Annotated in this window: 5 protein-coding genes and 1 pseudogene; all 6 read right to left on the reverse strand. The window is 65.7% G+C overall.

The genetic code is table 11. The features are described 5' to 3' along the window. A pseudogene (locus G554_RS0106080) lies at positions 1 to 180 on the reverse strand (ISL3 family transposase); the annotation flags it as partial. 98 nt (positions 181 to 278) lie between these two features. Then, positions 279 to 812 carry an HAD family hydrolase gene (locus tag G554_RS17575; protein ID WP_154654198.1) on the reverse strand — a complete coding sequence of 178 codons (534 nt, stop codon included), beginning with the start codon at positions 810 to 812 and terminating at the stop codon, positions 279 to 281. A 415-nt stretch (positions 813 to 1,227) separates the two neighbouring features. Further along, positions 1,228 to 3,471, reverse strand: coding sequence for a UvrD-helicase domain-containing protein (locus G554_RS0106090; protein WP_245569969.1), 2,244 nt, complete (start codon positions 3,469 to 3,471; stop codon positions 1,228 to 1,230). 46 nt (positions 3,472 to 3,517) lie between these two features. Then, positions 3,518 to 10,255 (reverse strand): DEAD/DEAH box helicase, encoded by a 6,738-nt coding sequence (locus G554_RS0106095; protein WP_027587218.1) that lies wholly within the window; start codon positions 10,253 to 10,255, stop codon positions 3,518 to 3,520. Beyond that, a complete protein-coding gene (locus tag G554_RS15005) occupies positions 10,252 to 15,036 on the reverse strand; it encodes a hypothetical protein (RefSeq protein WP_051232578.1) in 4,785 nt (1,594 codons plus the stop codon). The genes G554_RS0106095 and G554_RS15005 overlap by 4 nt, the downstream gene beginning before the upstream one ends. Beyond that, on the reverse strand, positions 15,036 to 17,933 hold the full coding sequence (locus G554_RS0106105; RefSeq protein WP_027587219.1) for a helicase-related protein: 2,898 nt from the start codon (positions 17,931 to 17,933) through the stop codon (positions 15,036 to 15,038). Before G554_RS0106105 ends, G554_RS15005 begins: the two co-directional genes overlap by 1 nt. Between the last annotated feature and the right edge of the window lie 51 nt (positions 17,934 to 17,984).

A 17,984-nucleotide genomic window follows, 5' to 3' on the forward strand; every position in this document is an offset into this window, starting at 1 on the left:
TTCGCAGCCGCAGCGCCGGCACCACTGGTCGGGCTCGACCACCTGGCAGGCCAATACGGCACGATCCGGCTCGAGTCGCTGCCCGGTGACAACGAGGCCGAGTTCGTCGAGGCGGCAGAAGGCAGTCAGGTCGGGGCTGGCGAACGCATCAGCGCGCCCGCCGACGGAAGCGTCGTGCACGTCGAGGTCTTTCGGGCTGAGTGTGTAGGAGCTCTCATCCTCGGGAGACCTCGACCTCTATCCGGCCACCGACGCGCCGGCCCGCCGCGCGACGTGCGCTACACCCTCATCTGGGAAGAGCCTGATAAAACTTCGCTGTCACCATCGCTCCCGGGTATTACGTCCTGAGATTGATTTCCGGGATGATGAACTGGTGGCGCAGGCGGTAGTAGATCACATGCCCAAATTCCTTCCACATGGGATGCGAGACGACTCCCCTTTATCATGGCTCGTAGCCCAGTTGAAACCACGTAGTGCTCCACTCTCACATCATGTTTTCGATACGGCTCTACATCGACAGACTGCCGCAGCCGGTCAAAGAATCCTGGAAGACCTGGAGCGAGTTGAATTTCGTTCCCTAGCTCACGCAGTGTTTTGGCTGTCAGTCCTTTGAATATTCCCTCTCGGATATATGTTAATATGTGATTCAGATAAATCGTATCATTCGCGATCCTATAGTCTCCCTCCTCTGAATAGAACGCACTCAAATTATTCACTTCTTCCCAGAACGCTCTTGAATCAACGCCATACTTCGTGAACAGGGGGCCCTGCATATAGTCGTGGGTCAGGGTCTTGTCAAAGTCCCATATCACAGCGATGACACTCTGCGTATAGATAGCGGGCGGCATTATGCGATCTCCGCACTGCCGAAGTGAACTCGATTCCCCTCGGACCACCAACCTTGAAGTTCGCAGCCACTCTGCCGAAGTCTCTCGTGCGCGACCCCAAGGAGCGGAAGTGGAACGAGGACACAAACCTTCCATGATTCATATCGGCCCGATGCGCTCAACGATTCCCATATATCATTTTCGTCGGCATCGACAATAAACTCAAGCGTCTTTGACTCAAGCGAAGCCAGCGAATCAATACTGATATGATCATTTATTCGTCGTTTGAACTCCCTGATCCGATGACCTTGAACTGTCCACGCAGCACACGCGGATTCCGCAACCATTCGTTTTGACGCTTGCTTCGACTTACTAGATATGTCCATCACGCAGGTACACCTCACCTAAAGGCATCGAAAACTATCAGTTCATCCCTCGCCCTTGAAGCCGCGACGTACAACAGCGATCGCTCCCTCTTCCGGGCATCAGCCTTGTCCTGATCGCTGAAGTCATAGCTGCGGGATGCGCTGGAGTCTGCACCGGTCAGATCCGCATCGAAGAGGATCACCCTGGTGAACTCGGTTCCCTTGGCGCGGTGCATGGTCATCACCACCGGTTCCTTCCCCGTGGCTGGCCCTCGATCCACAGCCTTGGCCGGAACTCCGCGTTCATTGAGCCCGGAAACGACCCGGTCTCTTTGATTACGGTCTCTCACCAGGACAGCGAAGGCCTCAGCTCGTCTAGTGCCACTTGCCTCCTTGATCCAGCGCATCAGCGTCTCGGCAGTGGCATCGAGTTCTTCAATGAACCCGGAGCACCGGCGCACCACCGGATCCATTCCATGTCTGGCCGACCGGTACCCGTCGGTGCCGTCCTCGTCCCCCTCGAGATCGTCGTACTCGACACCCGCCAGGATTGCCGTCGCCCATCGAAGATTCTCGGCCGTCGTGCGGTAGTTGAGCGTCAGCTTCCTGGACCGCCCACGGGTCGCGATCCCGTAGTGGGACAGGACGAGCTTCTGGCCGTAGATCCGCTGATGTCCGTCCTCGGCGATGAAGATGTCATCGGCATGCTCCCCGACGAGCGCCCGCACCAGCATCCAGTGAGTAGGCTTGAGATCCTGCCCCTCGTCAACCAATACGTGATCGGCCGGCCGGCCCTCGCGGTCAGCCACCTCGTTCAGGTACTCCGCGGCGATTGCCGCCTTCTCCGCAAAGTCCGCACAACCCTGGAGGGCCTCTTCCTCCCGGTACCGTTCCACCGCCTTCCAGACCGCCTGACGCGCCGAGCGACTCAACCGCACGCCACGGCCGGGCCGTCGCACGCGCAGATACTCGGCCTCCGTGGTGATGCGGTTCGGCAACACCACCAGCTCGTACTCGGTCTCCAGGAACTGTGGCTTCGCGGCGGCACCCAGCTGCTCCCTCAGCCCGGATGTCTCCTGGACAACCTGACGCCAGAGATCCCTGGGCAGCCGGCCGCCGACGTCGGTCCTCGCCGCGCCCAGCACCTTCTCCACCGCCGTCGCAATGCGCGCGCCGGCTCCGCGAACCACTGCCGACGCCAAGGCGTCGATCCCGTTGACGTAGACGCCGTCACCACCCAGCCCCGGAGCCAGCTGAATCCCCGGATCCAGACGCGTCAGGCTCTCCTTGAGCTCATCGGCAAGGTTCCTGGTGAAGGTCGTGAGCACGATTCGACAGCCGGGATCTGTCCTTGCGAGACGCCGGGCACGGTGCACCACGACGACCGTCTTCCCGGTCCCCGCGCCACCCGCCAGCCGGAACGAGCCATTCGTCCTCTTGTCCACCCAGGTGCGCTGCACCGGGTGCAGGAAGACCCGCCAGGCACCGAGGTCGCCCTCCTCGATGACGCGTCTCAGCTCGTCGACGCCGTCGATCGGGGCGAACTCCATTCGGCTCGCCGGCCTCTTCAGCGCCTCGATCATGTCGGCATCGTTGGCCTCAGACCCTGTCGCGGCTCGGTCGAGTTCCAACTCCTCGCGCACCTGGTCCAGTGAGCTGCCGGTCGCCAGAGCCAGCAGCGCCTCCGACTGCCAGGTCGGGGCAGACTCCACCAACTGCCCGAAGGCGCGATCATCTGTCACCCGCACGGCTCGCCGAGCCAGCCCCGGCTCGATGCCAAGACCCTCCAGTTCCGCGACGGAGACCTTCAGCAGAGGATCTGCAGTCGCGGGATGGACATCCGGACCCGGCGCCGCAGCGGGGACGCCATCCCTCGCCGGAGCGGCCTCCTCCACATGATCGGCATGAGGATCAGCACCAGCACCCGCCCCGACACCTCGGTCAGCCCCCGAATCCGCCTTCGGCACCTCGGCAACAGCATCCGCCTCGGGAACGGCGGCCGCCTCGGCCCGCACGATCTCCACGATCCCGTTCACCGGGTTCATCCAGAACTTGGCGGTTCGCGCCTTCTCGATCGCCTCGTCATGCATCCAGATCCCATAGACCACATAGGCCGGATGCTCTCCCGCCAGTTTGAACAGCACCGCGCGGTACTTGTCGTCGACCCGTCCGGTCCGCACCCGCTTGTCCACCGACCCGTTGATCGTCTCGATGTGCAACCCGGGAGCGGCGTCATCCTTGGCGAGCTTCTCCAGGAAGGTGTACGCCTTCTGTTTCACTGACCCATCAACCTGATGCGCCTGCTTGGTCATGATCAGCATTGATTCAGCCATCGGTCCCCCTCACTGCCTTGACGATCGCCTTCACCTCGGCCGGGACGAGCCGCCAGCCCTCATGCTGGAGCTCCTCCGCGTCCCCCTCCTCGGGTTCGACAACCACAACGATCTTCTCAGATGGCCACGACAAGTCTGTGGGGATCCCCGCGACCTCCTCGCCCGATTCCGGCACCGAGACACCGGCATCAGCCAGTTGACGCACCAGGGGGGCAACGGACTTGTCGACGTTGCCGAGGACGGCCTGCCACTGTCCGACCAGCTCCACCGGGATCGCCGGATCGGACACCATGATGTCGGCGCGCGCACGAGACGGCGTACCTCCTCCGGTCAGGACAGGGCCCCCGGACAGCTCAGAACTCCCGGCCGCCGCCAGCGCCCCGGCCTGCGACGAGAGCACTGCCGCTGCACTGCGGCTGGCCCGTACCGCCTCCACGGTGACGAGGTGTGTGTCGTCCGGCGTCCTGGCGATCAGCGCATTGGAGATCTGCAACCACAGCCGCCAGGAGTCGGCGAAGGTGTCGGACCCCAGCGACGCCGTCCGGTCGTCGAGCACCACGCAGATCCTCATGTTCATCACGTTCTGGGCGTCGACCAGCACGCCGACCTCCCCGCGGTGCCACCAGAATCCGCCAGATGTCTGCGAGGGAACGGCCGGTTGCCCACAGATCAGCCCGGCCGCCGTCTCCGGCAGGGGCATGGCCTCGTCGAGGTACACCCGCCGGGCCCCGGAGTTCCCGGCAGTGATCATGAAGTACGCCGGCACGGCGTTGCTGAACCGTCGAAGATCGGCCTGACTTCCACCGGAGACGACGTAGGCCAGGAAGGCGAAAGGCCCGCTGGTGAGCGCATCGGCGGCGTCCTGGCTGAACCCGAACTGAGTCCGCAGCGGCCCGGTGATCTGCTCGTTGAGCCAGGCCGGCGGCGCGACGCGGGAGCCTCCGGAGGCCCTGCGCGCCGCCTCCTGCTCGCAGTCCGCCATGGTGATGGCCAGCACCTGGTCCCCGCCGAGCCTCAGCGCTGCCCGTTTCTGGGCGTCATCGGCCACTCGGTTGTGCTCCCTCGTGGCGTGGTAGCGCAATCCGTCAGTGAAGATCTCGACCTGCGGGATCCCCGACCCGAACAGCCGGAAATCGGGGCGAACGCCCAGGACATCGACCTGAGGCTGGATCCGGAACTGACGGTTCCCGGCGCTCACAGTCATGACGTTTCCGGTGGGTCCGGGGACCTCGTGCACCGTGGCGACCCCCTCGAGTCCTGCGCGAACCTCCACCCGGAAGCGCTGCTCGAGTGCGGACTCGTCGCTCGGATCAGTCGCCACAGCGGCGTCAGTCCGCTTCCAGGCCATCTCCTCGGTGGGCTCGGGACCGTCGACAGATCCGGTCAGCAGCACACGCAGGTGCCGCTCGGCCGCCATCCGTGAGATGTGCGGCACTGACTGTGGAGACGCATATGGCAGCAGGCATCGATGACACGCCAGTCTCCCCTCGGCCTGGCACTCGCAGTCGTGGACCCGCCGCCACGCGCTGTACAGCATCTGCCAGACGTCTCGTGGATTGGCGAGTTTGGCCAGGTACCCCGTTCCCCCTGGCACCTCATCATGCAGCAGCAGTGATTGCTGCGGCGTCTCGCCGGGGGCGGTCGGATCAGCGACCGCCTCCACCCCGATGTGATCCGGCGATCCTCCGAACTCGGAGCGCAACCCCATGAGGACGGCAGCCGCCAGGCTCGGGATGGCGAAGCTGTCCCCGGTGGTGATGGACCATGGCAAGGGAAGCAGCACCCCCTGGGTGGTCAATGTCCTCGACAGCGCGATCGCCCGATTGTGCTCCTCCGGCGCATCGCGGTACTGGCACCACGGCGCGTGCTCGGCACGGGAGTTCGCCCGCGACTGGGTGTCGAGGTGGCCACACCCCTCACACACCCGGAACAGCGGGGCGATGTACGAATCCCCGGCGATCATCCGCTCGGAGCCCTGCTCCTGCCGCTTGCCGAGATTCAGCCATCGCAGCGTCATCCCGTTGACGAGTTTGGCACCGAACTCGGAGCCCTCGACGAACCACTGGTGTGCGATCCGGGCCTCGTCGACGTCGGCGGTGAGCACCATGGTGTAGTTGGCATTCACCCTCTCGTCGGAGGAGTCGGTGATCCGGCAGGAGTCCCGGTTCACATTGGCTGAGGCCTTCTTGAACTCCACGACCTCCATGCGGTTGCCGGAATCCCCGATCCCAGGGGTTCCGCACCGTGGGCACTCGGTGATCGTCTCCTCGACGCCGCTCTCGGTGAGGTCCTTCCCGTAGCCACACTGGGGGCAGAAGACCCAGTTGCGAATCTCCTGGGCGTCGGGCCCCAGATCCACCGAGTCGATCCTCACGGCGTAGCCGTGGGCGTAGAAGGTGGAACCGGGGGCGAAGTCACGCAGGGCGATGGCCGATCCGCGCTGATAGCTCACCGGTTCGTGCTCGTATGCGCCAGTGTCGGGATTGAACCAGCTCATCGCGACGTCGAGGGTCACCGAGTCGTCCAACAGGGTGTAGTTGGGGAACAGCCCGACCCTCTCCAGGGTGGAGATCCAGTACTCGGTACCGGTCTCGGCGATCTCGCGGTTCACCTGGCGCAGGGCAGACGTGGCCGTCCGTTGCTCTGCCCGGCGTTCCGCTGTGTCGTCGGTCCGCTCGTCTGACCGGTCCAGCTGACCCTCCACGAGCGCGAGCTCTGCTGTCGCGGCCTGCAACTGGTCGACGTCGTCGCTGGCCCGGGTGACCGTGGCGCGCTGGTCCAGCTCCTCAAGGACACTCATGATCTGGTCCTTGCGGTAGCGCAGCGCCTCCTGCTCGTGGTGCCAGGACTGCGCTGCACCGTGCACCAGGGCCGCCAGGTCACTGCTGCCGGGTGCAGATCCGGGGTCGGCCCAGGCTTTGAGGGTCTCCCGTGCGGCCTCATCGACCCGGCCGTCGAAGGTGGCCAGGAAGGCGGCCAGTCGCCCGGGCTGCTCGGCGGCCCTGACGAGATCACCGAGGTATTCGCCCGGCTGGGAGTTCATCGCCTCGCCGATGGAACGCGGGTGGTGCTTCTCGATGTCGTCGCGCGCCATCCCGTCGGCAATATGGGCCAGGTACTGCCGCTTGAGGATCTCCTCGGCCGAGAGGTAGGTGGCCGGCGGTTGAACCTCGCCGTTGATGAGGGACTCGGGCTCCCCCAGCCGGGGCAGGAACTCTCCCCGGCCACGGACGTAGGCCATGTCCAGGGAGTTGCCGGTGAGGCGTCCGGCGCGCCCGACCCGCTGCAGATAGTTCGCGACCCGGCGCGGCAGCCCGGCCAGGAAGACCGCCGACAGGTCACCGATGTCGATGCCCATCTCCAGGGTCGGAGTGGCGACCAACACGTTGGGCGCGGCGGGATCGGTGGAGCCACGCTTGAACGCCTCCTCGTACTCGGCGCGGGTCTGGTTGCTCAGCAGGGAGGTGTGTTCGCGGGAGACCACGCGACGCATGTCGCTGGACTCGTAGAGATGCCGGTACGCGTTGTCCGGGTCTCCTGCCTCGGGGCGCAGGTGGCCCGGGCACCGTGACGACAGGCAAGGCCCGTCGCGCAGGTCCGCGACGGTGTCGGGGGATCCGGGATACGGGGTCCGGCACACGTCACAACGCAGCAGGATCCGACCGGTGGCCACGTCCTGCGCATCCGCGACCCCCACAATGACGTGGTCGGCGCGGATCTTGTAGACGGTGTGGTCACCGGTTCCGGTCCGCACCGACGCGACCACTCCCGCTGCCGCCAGTCGCACCAGCAGATCCTTGGCCAGCACCCCGCCCAGTCGGGATGGGACGCCGAGCACCCGCCGGGTCCAGTCGGCATACCAGGACTGGGAGTCTGTGACGGGGTCGAGCAGCATGGTGTCCGAACGCCGGTCCCTGCGCGCCCGCGGCGTCCTTCCTCCGCCGGTGTAGGGGAACCCGGGTGCGGCCCGGCCGGTCGGAAAGGCCGGCATCCCGCCTGTCCGCTGGGTCGGGGTGCGGCCTCCCCACAGGAAGTACCGTTGGCCGTCGTGGTCGATGAATCGGTCGAACCACTCATGATCGATGGCACCCTGGGAGCGCATCCGCTCCAGGACACCGCGCACCCATCGGACACGCACCTGCTGGGAGAGATCGGCCAGGGGTTCGTCCATGCGGTCCTGATTCAGATCGGCGAGAACCTGCTGGGCGATGGCGCCCAACTCCGTGCCACTCTCGGTGCCCACATGAGCCCAGGCTGAACCGGTGCGTTCCAGGGTGCGGCCGAAATGACTCGACAGGCCGAACTCCATGATCGCGTCGAAGAGGAGACGCCGCCGCACCCTGTTGCGAAGCCCGCTGTGAATCCCCGACCAGCTCGATGAGGTCCAGAACTCGGCATTCTCGGGATTGCTCGCCAACTCCACAGGAAGGATCCGATAGCGCTTGAAGACGTCGTCGCGAGCCAGTTCGAGTACCCGGTCGGTGAGCTCGTTGAGGTTGAGATGCTCGTCGCCGAGGCCGTTGCGGAGCACGGCGCGCAGGGTGATGGAGTGGGATCGGGCGGAGATGAACCCGGCGTGGTGGGCGGCGTCCTGCACCGAGTCGGCGAAGACCAGGGCCTTCTTCTCCCCGGGGTTGATGGTGGGGCTGCCGAACAGGTTCGACATGGTTACCGAGAGCAGGGTGGCGATGGCCGAGCCGAGGAACCGGATACCGTCACGCTGCTGGCAGGAGGGGCAACGATCATCGCGGGACTGGTCGTCGGCGTCCTCCCCGGTGAGCATCAGCACCGGGATCACCGAGCCATTCCGGTAGGCCGGGTCATCGGCCTCAGGACGCCGGGAGGAGAAGTGGCGGGCCAGGGTGTCGAACCACATCAGTCGTGAATCATGCTCCCCACCGGATTCCGCCTCCTCCTGTTCGGCCTCGCGGGTGGCGCTGATGAGGGCACGGAACCGGTTGCTGTGACTGGCGTGACCGGTCCGGATGTGGTCATCGTTGGCGGTCAGATCCGCCCCGGTGTTGGCGAGCTGGACACCCCATCCGGAGCGACCGCAGTGACGGCAGTAGACGGCGGGGAACCAGGCGAGGCTGGCAGCGGTGAAGTCATCGCCCGATCCCGCGGGAACACCGTCGTCGGACCAGTGGTAGCGGACCTCGGTGCTGGCCTCCCGGTCGATCCGGGACAGTTCACGGATCCACAGATGGGTCTCGGTGCTGATGGCGTCGCGGTCGGGCTGGGCGCGCAGATGGGCGAGTGCGGAGACCAGATCAAGGAGGAACAGGACGCGATGATCATGGGCGTCGGGGTCGGTTCCCTCGCCGGGGAACAGCTCCTTGTCGTCGGCGAGCCGATCGATGTGGGTGGCTTCGGTGGTCCTGGTGATGAGGCTCCGGATGAAAGGGTGGGCTGCGGCCAGGGCGAGCAATCGGTCGTGGACGTGGTCGTGGGAGCCAGCGCGGTCCGTGGAGGCGTCCGGAACCTCGGAGCCAGAGTCGCCCGAGGAGGCGTGCGGATCCTCGGGTTCGTACATACCTTGGAGGACGGCCTGGCAGATCGCGGCGGCATCACCGCCGGCCCGCTCGGCGGCGTCGTGAATCTGCCGGGCCCCGCTCGTGGTGATGGTCATCGGCCGCAGCGTCACCTTCTTGGCTTTGGAGCCCACGCCGTGCGCCCACTCGTCGATGGCTTTGCGGGACTCGGTGACCACGCAGTCGGTGTCGAAGGGCTCGCCGAAGATGGTGGTGGCGAAGTCGACCATCTGCTGGCGGCCGGTCTCCGATCCTCCGCCAAGGGTGGCGGAGGTGCCGACCGGGGTGATCCGCCCCAGCGGCCTGGCCCACTCCTCGGCGGTGTGGACGCTCGGTGAGAGGTCGCGCTGGCCCTGCTGGGTGTCGTGGTCCTGCGGGGTGTCGCCGGGTGGCGACCAGTAGGACTTGAGGGTCAGGCCGAGGCGGCGCAACAGCATGGCGACATCGGTGCCCTGGGCACCGTCATAGGTGTGGAACTCGTCGAGGACGAGGTACTGGAGGCTGTCGGCGGACTCAGCCCAGATGCGTTGGTCCGCGGGGCGCAGCAGTAGTTGGTCGAGCATCTTGTAGTTGGTGAGCAGGATGTCGGGCGGGTCCGAGCGGATCGCCTCGCGGCTCGTGATGATCCCCTCGGCGCTCATGGTGGTCCGCTGGTGGGTCTGGTCCCCGGTGTAGATCGCGGCGGTGACCCCGGCCCAGGGGTTCTCCGCGGCCCGGTCGCCGGGGGCGCAGATGGTGCTGGCCAGCCGGGATGCCTGGTCGGTGGCCAGGGCATTCATCGGGTAGAGGAAGAGGGCTTTGACGCCGCGCTGGCCGGCGCGTCGGGCCCGGGCGGCGTGGTCGAGGACCGGGTAGGTGAAAGCCTCGGTCTTGCCCGACCCGGTGCCGGTGGTGATGAGGGTCGGCAGCGGACGGTGGTGGGCGGAGTTGAGCCTGGCGAAGGCGGCGGCCTGGTGTCCGTAGGGGGTGAACTTGTCGGGCACCCAGGACAGGCCCTCGACGGAGCGCCGCGGGGCCGGCTGGAAGGGCAGGCTGGTGCGGATGTACGGCCCCTTGAACAGGCCATCGGTGGGGTCGCTGAGGAACGCCTTGAGAGCGGTCTGCGCATCCCCGTCAGCCAGCGCGAAGGTCGTGGTGAGGTACTCCTCCAGCCGGTTCTGGAGGGCCCTGGCCTCGCGGGGTGGCAGCAACTCGCTCATGACACGCTCTTCTCCTCGGCGTCGACTGACCCCTCAGCTCTCATGAGGGCCAGACGCCCTTCGAACTCCTGGTAGGCGGCCGTCATGTCGGCCTCACGGTCGTAGGTCTGGAAGGGCAGCTCGTAGGTGTACTCGTGGCCGGACGCATTGGTCGCGGTGCGGTCACTCCAGGAGAGGTAGTCCCCCTTCTTCTTCCAGACCTGCTGCACGCTTGTGGGAACTAACCGTCCGTTCGCGTCATAGAAGTAGTTGGTCCGGCGGCTCTGCCCGTGATCGTAGTCATAGAGCACCGCGAACTGAGTGCGGTAGACGGTGCACAGCTCCTCTGCAGGGATCCCCAGCATGAGGGCCACCAAGGCGTCGATCTCCACCAGCGCCTGCCTACGGTCGGAGTCCCGTCGGAGCGGAGTGTCCACGGACCAGTCGGGGGCCACATCGCCGAGGCCTGTGGTCGTGTGGTCCGTGGCGGTCCAGGAGTCGATGGTGAACGCCGTGTTCCAGCACTCGCCCCACAAATCGGCATAAGCGTTGGTGAGGCAATTGAGGCGCAGGGCCCGGAGGATGAGGGCAGGGATGAGGGGGTGATCGAGGGGTGGAAGAGCCAGACGCTCGAACACTCCCTGATAAATCCCGCTCTTGGGCGATGCCCTAACTGAGAAGTCCGCAATAAGGGAACTCGCTACTCCCGTCGCCAATGTCGTCTCAAGCGCACTATTCGCCGCCATACAAAAGACACCATTAGGATGTGCCGATCCCGGTGGAATGATCGCTGGAATAAGCGTTCTCTCGCCGGTATTGGCCGCCATGGCGCGCCACGCGATCCTGTAGTGATCTCGCGCGGGTGCGCCATCCCAGTGGGTGTAGTCGCGATCATACTTGGCACGGTCACCGGCGGGCTTGTAGGCCGTGGCGGGGATGGCGTCGGCGGCGAGGTGTTCGAGGTCAATGGTCGACCAGTCCTCGTTGCTCTTCATGGTGGGGTTCGGCTGCTTGTAGGCCGGGTTGGCCACGTGAAGGTGCGGTCCTTGAAGGATCACATCATCCCAAGTGTCCGGCACCCCCCACCCCTGGACGAAGTATCCCTTCTTCCGGTCAATCGATTCATCCCAACCACGCGAGAAATCCAGCCCGAGTGACCCAATACGGTGTGCATGGGCCAGTCTGGCCAGCACATCGGCCACCTCCCGATTCACCGTGTACACCATTCGGGTCTGCCTGATGGGAGTGTCCTGAGATTCCAGCAAGTCACGCCAGACAGTCAGCGTCTCGTCGGTGACCCGCTGGATCCGAGATCGGTGCGGCCGGGTATCCCAGTGCCCCTGGTACTTGAATCCCGGCTCTTCGCCGTCTCCGTTGTGACGATAGGAATTCACCACCGTATCAGGATGATACAAGGCAGCCGCCTGATCGAATCCCACGGCTCTTAGGCCGCCATATAGGTTAACACTGAATGTCTTCTCATCTCCAATATCAAACAATTTCAACTCGTTGATGAACTGCCAATGCTCCCTAAGTCTCCCATAACAATTCTGACGAATTTTAGCTGCCCGCTCGTCCGTGAAATGGGTATCCAAGTGAATGAGCGAACTTATGCCTTTGTGCGACTGGTGGGCCCAAACCTGCGACATGAAACACCGGTACAGGTCTGGTTGGAGGCCCTCGAGCACCGGATAGTTCGCTGGATCGCCGACATATGCTGCGAGCCCCACCGTGTCGCCCGTACCGTCAAGGACCTCGTCGGCCATGCCGGGGAGCCGGAGCGTCTTATCACGCCTTTCCCTACGCGCCGCCTCCGAGGGCTTGTGTGCCAGCATCCACCACGGGTCGCCCTCGGCCAGGAGGGCGCCCACGTCTCCACGGGGCCTCACCCACGGTGGGTTCCCGAGCTGAAGGTCGAAACCGCCACGCCCGAACACCGGCGCGAAGTCGAGCTGCCAGTGGAAGAACCCCTGCTGACGGGCGACGCGCTGGCACACCCCCAGCCATGGATGCTCGCTCACAAGGCCAGAGACATGCGCTACCGCTCCGGCGCCCGCGAGCTCGAAGCTCTCCTGGGATGCCAGAGCTTCCCAAGCATTGGCCGGGGCCAGAGCCTCCGCCCCACTCGCCGAAGTAGTGCGATCCTTCTTGCGACGCGTCCCAAGAATTAGTTCACAGACGACGAGCCACTCGTCACACTCTGGCGGCTTCACATCCGTAGTGAGAGGCCAGAACCACAGCGCACACCAGGCATCCATGATCAGTCGTAGCCGCTGGTAGGCGCCATCGGGATCGACGAGGCTCTCCTCGATCTGCTCGCGGGTCACATAGCTGTCGGGTGAGTCATCGGGCTCCTGGCCCCAGAGCGGGATGGTGCGCCTGGTCTGCTGCTCGGCGACCGACAACCGCCGGTAGGCCATGATCCACAGCTCCTCGACCTGGTAGCCCAGATCAACCAGCCGGTCGACCTCCTTCTTGCTGGGCTTGCTGGTGGCACGGCGCCGCCAGGCCTTGATCTCCTTGACCCTCTCGGGGGCCAGGTTCTTCGCCTCTTTGGACTCTGCGGTCGAGCCCCATCCGGCGGCGGGCATCAGCCAGTGCGGAATCCTGCCGGCAGCGTCCGTGAGCTCGTCCGAGTCGTGCTGCACGCGGGCGGCGATGTCGGCCAGTGGCACATCGGTGGGTGGGGCGGTCAGCCAGGACTTGTCCATGATCTGGCTACGCCGGTACACCGCCCGCCGGGCCCCGATCAGGGAGTTGCCGCGCCGCAAGTGGAGTCCGAACCATGGCGCCTGCAGCCTTTTGGCCATCGAGGAGAGCCACAGGGTGATCTCCGCGAACTCCACGGCGGTGGCGTTGAGGTCGACCCCGTACACCTGGTGCAGGGCGATGGAGGCCTTGACCTTCTGCAGTTCGGCCGGGTAGTCGTCCGGGTCGAGCACCACCTCCGGCCCGAGCTCCTTCTTCTTGCGGTCCAGGTACTGCTGGGCGAGCTGGTTGACGGCCTCGATGGCGAAGGCTCCCGACCCCATCGCGGGCTCGCAGATCGTGAGATTCAGGATGTCGTCGGCCGGCGTCGTCTCCCCGTCCTGATCGAGCAGCTCTGCCAGGGCCTGACCGACCGTGAACTTCGTGAGCACCTCTGGGGTGTAGTAAGAGGCCGACTGCTGGCGCTCCCGGCCCGAGAGCCGGAAGACGAACTCGCCTTTGGAGTAGCGGCGCGGCACCCGTTCCCCGGTGTCGGGATCCTCGATGCGCACGAAGTCCTTCGGGCCGATGTCGTCGGCGCGATCGATCGGCACCACCCACGACCCCTTGGCAGGGTTGCCATCGTGGGCCACCTCGTACAGCTCCTCGGAGGCGAAGAAGCCGGTGTAGCTCATCAGCCCCTCGTAGACCGACCCCAACTGGTTGATACCGAGCTCGACATAGCTGATGAAGCCCCGCTCGCGCCCCTTGGACTCCTTGGTGAGCAGCAGCCGCGAGAGCACTTTCTGGAGGGCCTCGTTGCCCAGGCCCACCTGATCGATGAGGGCGGTGGCCGCTGGGCGGAACAGGTCGGCGCGAAGGCTGTGGAACTGCAGGCCCTGATCGGTGGGCTGGTCGGCGTCCTGCCGGCCGTCCGGGGATTGCAGGCCATCGTGTCCCTTGTCGATGAGCCGGAACAGCACCGCGAGGGACTCATGAATATGGGTGCCCTGGCGGGCCCGCTGGCTGGTGAGCCTCACCTGGAGCAGATCGCGCAGGCGGTCCACCGAGTATCCGGCGTCGTACTCGGGGGCGCCGACCGGCAGGATGCCGAGCTGCGGGGAGGCCTCAGCGTAAAGCAGGAAGAGGATCCGGTACAGGAACCGCAGGGCCTGCTGGGCGAGCGGCTGGGCCTGGTCATCGGGCAACGGCGGAAGACCCTGGGCGCGGCGGCGGGCGACCACCTCGTTGGCGATGATCTCGATGCTGGTGCGGACTCCCTCACGCAGATCCTCGGAGACGCCGGCGGTGTGCCGTGAGGAGTCCTCCAGGGTGCCGGACCACCAGATGGCGCCGTCGAGATCGGGAGCGAGGGACTGGGCGTCAATGCAGGTCAGGGCGGTGTCGAGCTCACCGGCGCGTTTCGTCTCGTTGCGCTCCAGGACGGTCTGCAGGTCGACGCCGAGGTAGCGGCCCTGCTGGAACCGGGAGCCCTCGGTGACCACCAGCCACCGGCCAGCCATCACCAGAGCGAAGGAGGCGGCCGGCCCGTCGCCACGAGGGGCAAAGAGCTCGGAGAGGGCCTGCGAGACGGAGATCAGCGGCTCCCCCTCCTCGAGGGGAGTCCAGGCCGTCAACAGAGTCGGGACCCTCTTGATGAACAGGTCCTCCAGGGTCTGGACCGGTGCCGCCTCGATGATGGCCAGCGGGGTCTCGGCGAGTCCGCGGGCGCCATAGCGTCGGACCGGGGTGTCCCCCTCCTGGTGGAACTCGCCGGTCTGGTAGCCGAGCACCTTCCGCAGTGCTTTGTAGAGATCCGCGGCGGCGTCCCGTACGTCGTCATCGACCAGGGTCGGCTGCTGCTGCGGCCCGGTGGTGTCGCCGTTGGTGAGCGTCTCCCCGCTGGTGGCGTCCGGGTAGAGGGCACTCATCGCGGCCAGCAGCTTGCCGCGCGCGGCGGTGAGCCGGGACCGCGAGGTGGGCTCCTCGGCGGCGTCCCACTCCTTGCGGCGATCCACCACCCGCCTGTGGAAGGTCTCGTTGGCGGCGTCGGAGGTGAAGTAGTGCTCGCTGATCCAATCCTCCACCACACGGAGGGCGTCACTGCTGGCCATCACTCACCATCCCTGCTCTGCGTTGTGGCGGTGCCCACCGGGGTGTCTGCCGGCACCGCGACCAGGAGGGGGCGGACCAGGCGACGGTCGGGTGCCATCTGGGCGATGAGCGCTCGCTCGCGCTCGACGTCGACCCTGCGCCGTTTCATGGAGCCGCGAAGCGGAAGCTGTTCGGCCTGCGCCGACCAGTTGTCCACCTGCTGGTTCCAGCCCTGGACGCGCTGTTCGGCGTCCTCCTGGGTGGCCCGGGAGACCTGCGCAAGGTACTGGCCCGCCTGCCTCACCGCCTGCGGAATGAGTTCCTGGAGGGCACCCAGATCGGCAACCGGTCCGGGGTTGTTGAGCTGCTGCCCGAATCCGACAGCCCGCAGCATCGCAGCGCTGGAGGGCGCCGGGTCGACCACCGGCTGGAACTCGTCGGGGTCGAAGATCACCGACATCCAGACCGCCGAGATCACCTGGCCGCGCTTGTTGGTGATGGTTCCGACCAGCAGCACCGTCGGGTGTATGACGCTTCCCCGCACGGCGAAGATCTCATTGCGTGACAGGGCCGACAGGCAGCGGTCGGCCGCCCAGTCGAGCACCGGATGGAGAGGCCCGAGGTAATGGGCCTCCGGCCAGGATGAACCGCTCTCGTCGTTGAGGGAGTTCTTGAGGAGGCGGTCGGCCTCCTGCCGGGTGGTGGCCAGAGTCATGGACGACAGCACGTGGCGTTGCGTGAGGTAGGAGTCCGGCAGCACCTCGAGGCGGGTCCTGAGATCGGGCGGTGGGACGAACCGCACCAAGTGCTCCTCGGGGAACCTCTGCCAGGAGATCCCTCCGGTGCCACCGTCGCCGGGGGCCTGACTCTGATTGCCGTCGTAGGCGTCGGCGACGGCCTCGCTGAGGAAGTCCACCGAGGTGCGGTAGAGCGGATCGGCCTCCGGTTCCGGCGTGGTGTCGGCCTGAGGACCGGGCTGGGAGCCGATCATGTCGAGGAATGCGGCCAGCGACTGGTGCGGGTCGGCGGCGAGATCATCAACATCCTTGACGACGGCGTCAACATCCCGGTTGTGGGCCAGCACGTCACGGATGGTGTTCTCCTCCGCGGCGACGGAGTACTCACCCATCAGGGAGGCGGCGTCGCCCAAGGCCTTGTGCGCCTGCTCCTCCTTCTCGAGAAGCCTGGTCAGCACGTGAACATCACCGGTCCAGGACTCGGTGCTCGGCTCGAGCAGGAGGGTGGTGATCTGTGGGCGGTGACGCTGGCCGTAGCGGTCAATGCGGCCATTGCGCTGCTCGATACGAATGAGGGACCACGGAATGTCGTAGTGGATGAGCTGATGGCACTGGAGGTGCAGGTTGACTCCCTCGGAGGCGACATCGCCGGTCACCAGGACGCGGATCGGAGAGCTGGACTGTTTGAAGCTCTCGACGACCTCCTGCTGCTCGATGTCGGTCATGCCGCCGTGGAGGACCCGCACCTGGTCGTCGGTGAGCTTGAGATCCTTGATGAGCTTCCTGCGGAGCCAGTGGAGGGTGGGGACTCGTTCGGAGAAGACGACGGCCCGCTCGGAAGAGCGTCGGCCGATGGGGATCGATCGCAGGTAGCCCACCAGGGCGTCGTACTTCGCCGAGTGGTCGAAGGCGGCGTCATTGAGATCCTGGAGGGTGGCGAGGGCCCTGATCTCTGTGGGGCCGGGGAGATTCTCCGTCTTCTTGCCGGAGGGGTTCAGCCGGCTCGCGATGGTCTCGCTCAGAGCCGCCGGGGAGGAGAGAAAGGCCTTGGCGAGAGTCCAGGGGAACAGGCTGGTCCGTCCCGTGTAGGGCGAGGTGCCGGAGGCGGGGTGCAGACAGGTGTCGGCGAGCTCGGCGGCGACGGCGTCCTCGGCGGGAGAAGCGGCAATGAGCCTGTTGTCCATCGGCTGACGCTCGGCCCACTCCCCTCCCACGACGCTGGCGACCTCCTCGGAGTTGCGGTGGCGCCGGACGACGAGGCTGGCGAGATCGTCCTTGTTGAGCTCTCCGTTCGGGGAGACCGCGGTGGGCTCCAACAGCCGGATGAGTTCGGCGAAGGAGTCGGGGTTGCCGTTGTGCGGGGTGGCCGAGGCGAGGATGAGGGCGTCGGTGTTGGGAGCAAGGACGTTGGCCAGGTGGTTGTTCTTCGACGACGAGTTGGTGACATTGTGCGACTCGTCGATCACCACGGCGTCCCAGTGGTGGTGGCGCAGGTCGTGGGCGAAGCGGTCCTGCTTGAGGGTGTCGATCGAGATGATGACCCGCTTGTAGAAGGTGAAGGGATTGCGGTTGGCGGGGATCTTCTGGCGGACCCGCTGGACGCCCAGGGAGTCCAGGCGCACGAAGGGGATGTCGAAGCGGCACCACATCTCGTTCTGGGTCTGCTCCAGGACGTGACGAGGGCACACGATGAGGATTCGCTCACCTCGTCCACGCCGGATGAGCTCGGAGAGGATCATGCCGATCTCAAGGGTCTTGCCGAGCCCGACGGCGTCTGCCAGGAGGATTCTTGTGCGGAGACGGGACGGATCGAGAGCCTTCTCAACGGCCGAGATCTGGTACGGCAGGGAGTCAGCGAGAGCGCCCCTGGCGACCGTCAGACTGGGGTCGCTGAGAGGGGTGGACGTGGACCTGATGGTCGACTCGAGCCAGAGGCGGGCCTTGCGGTAGTGGGAGGAGCCGTCGGCGATGACCTTGGCGTCACGGGGATCCAGCGCGGTGGCGTCGGTGTCGATCGAGGGATAGAAGCTCGCGGTGGTGCCGCGAACCAGTTCGGAGGTGCCGATGACATGGAGGAGTTGGCCGTCAGAAGTCTGGTCGACGGCGGTGACCAGCCACTCCTCATCCCGGACCAGGACAATTGAGCCCGGCGCGACATTGAGGTCGGTGGCGACGGTCATATGGCTGCAACTCCCCTGTGCACAACGCTGTCAGACACGTGTGAGCATAGT

The sequence above is a fragment of the Acidipropionibacterium thoenii DSM 20276 genome (assembly GCF_000423445.1).
Taxonomy (GTDB): Bacteria; Actinomycetota; Actinomycetes; order Propionibacteriales; family Propionibacteriaceae; genus Acidipropionibacterium; species Acidipropionibacterium thoenii.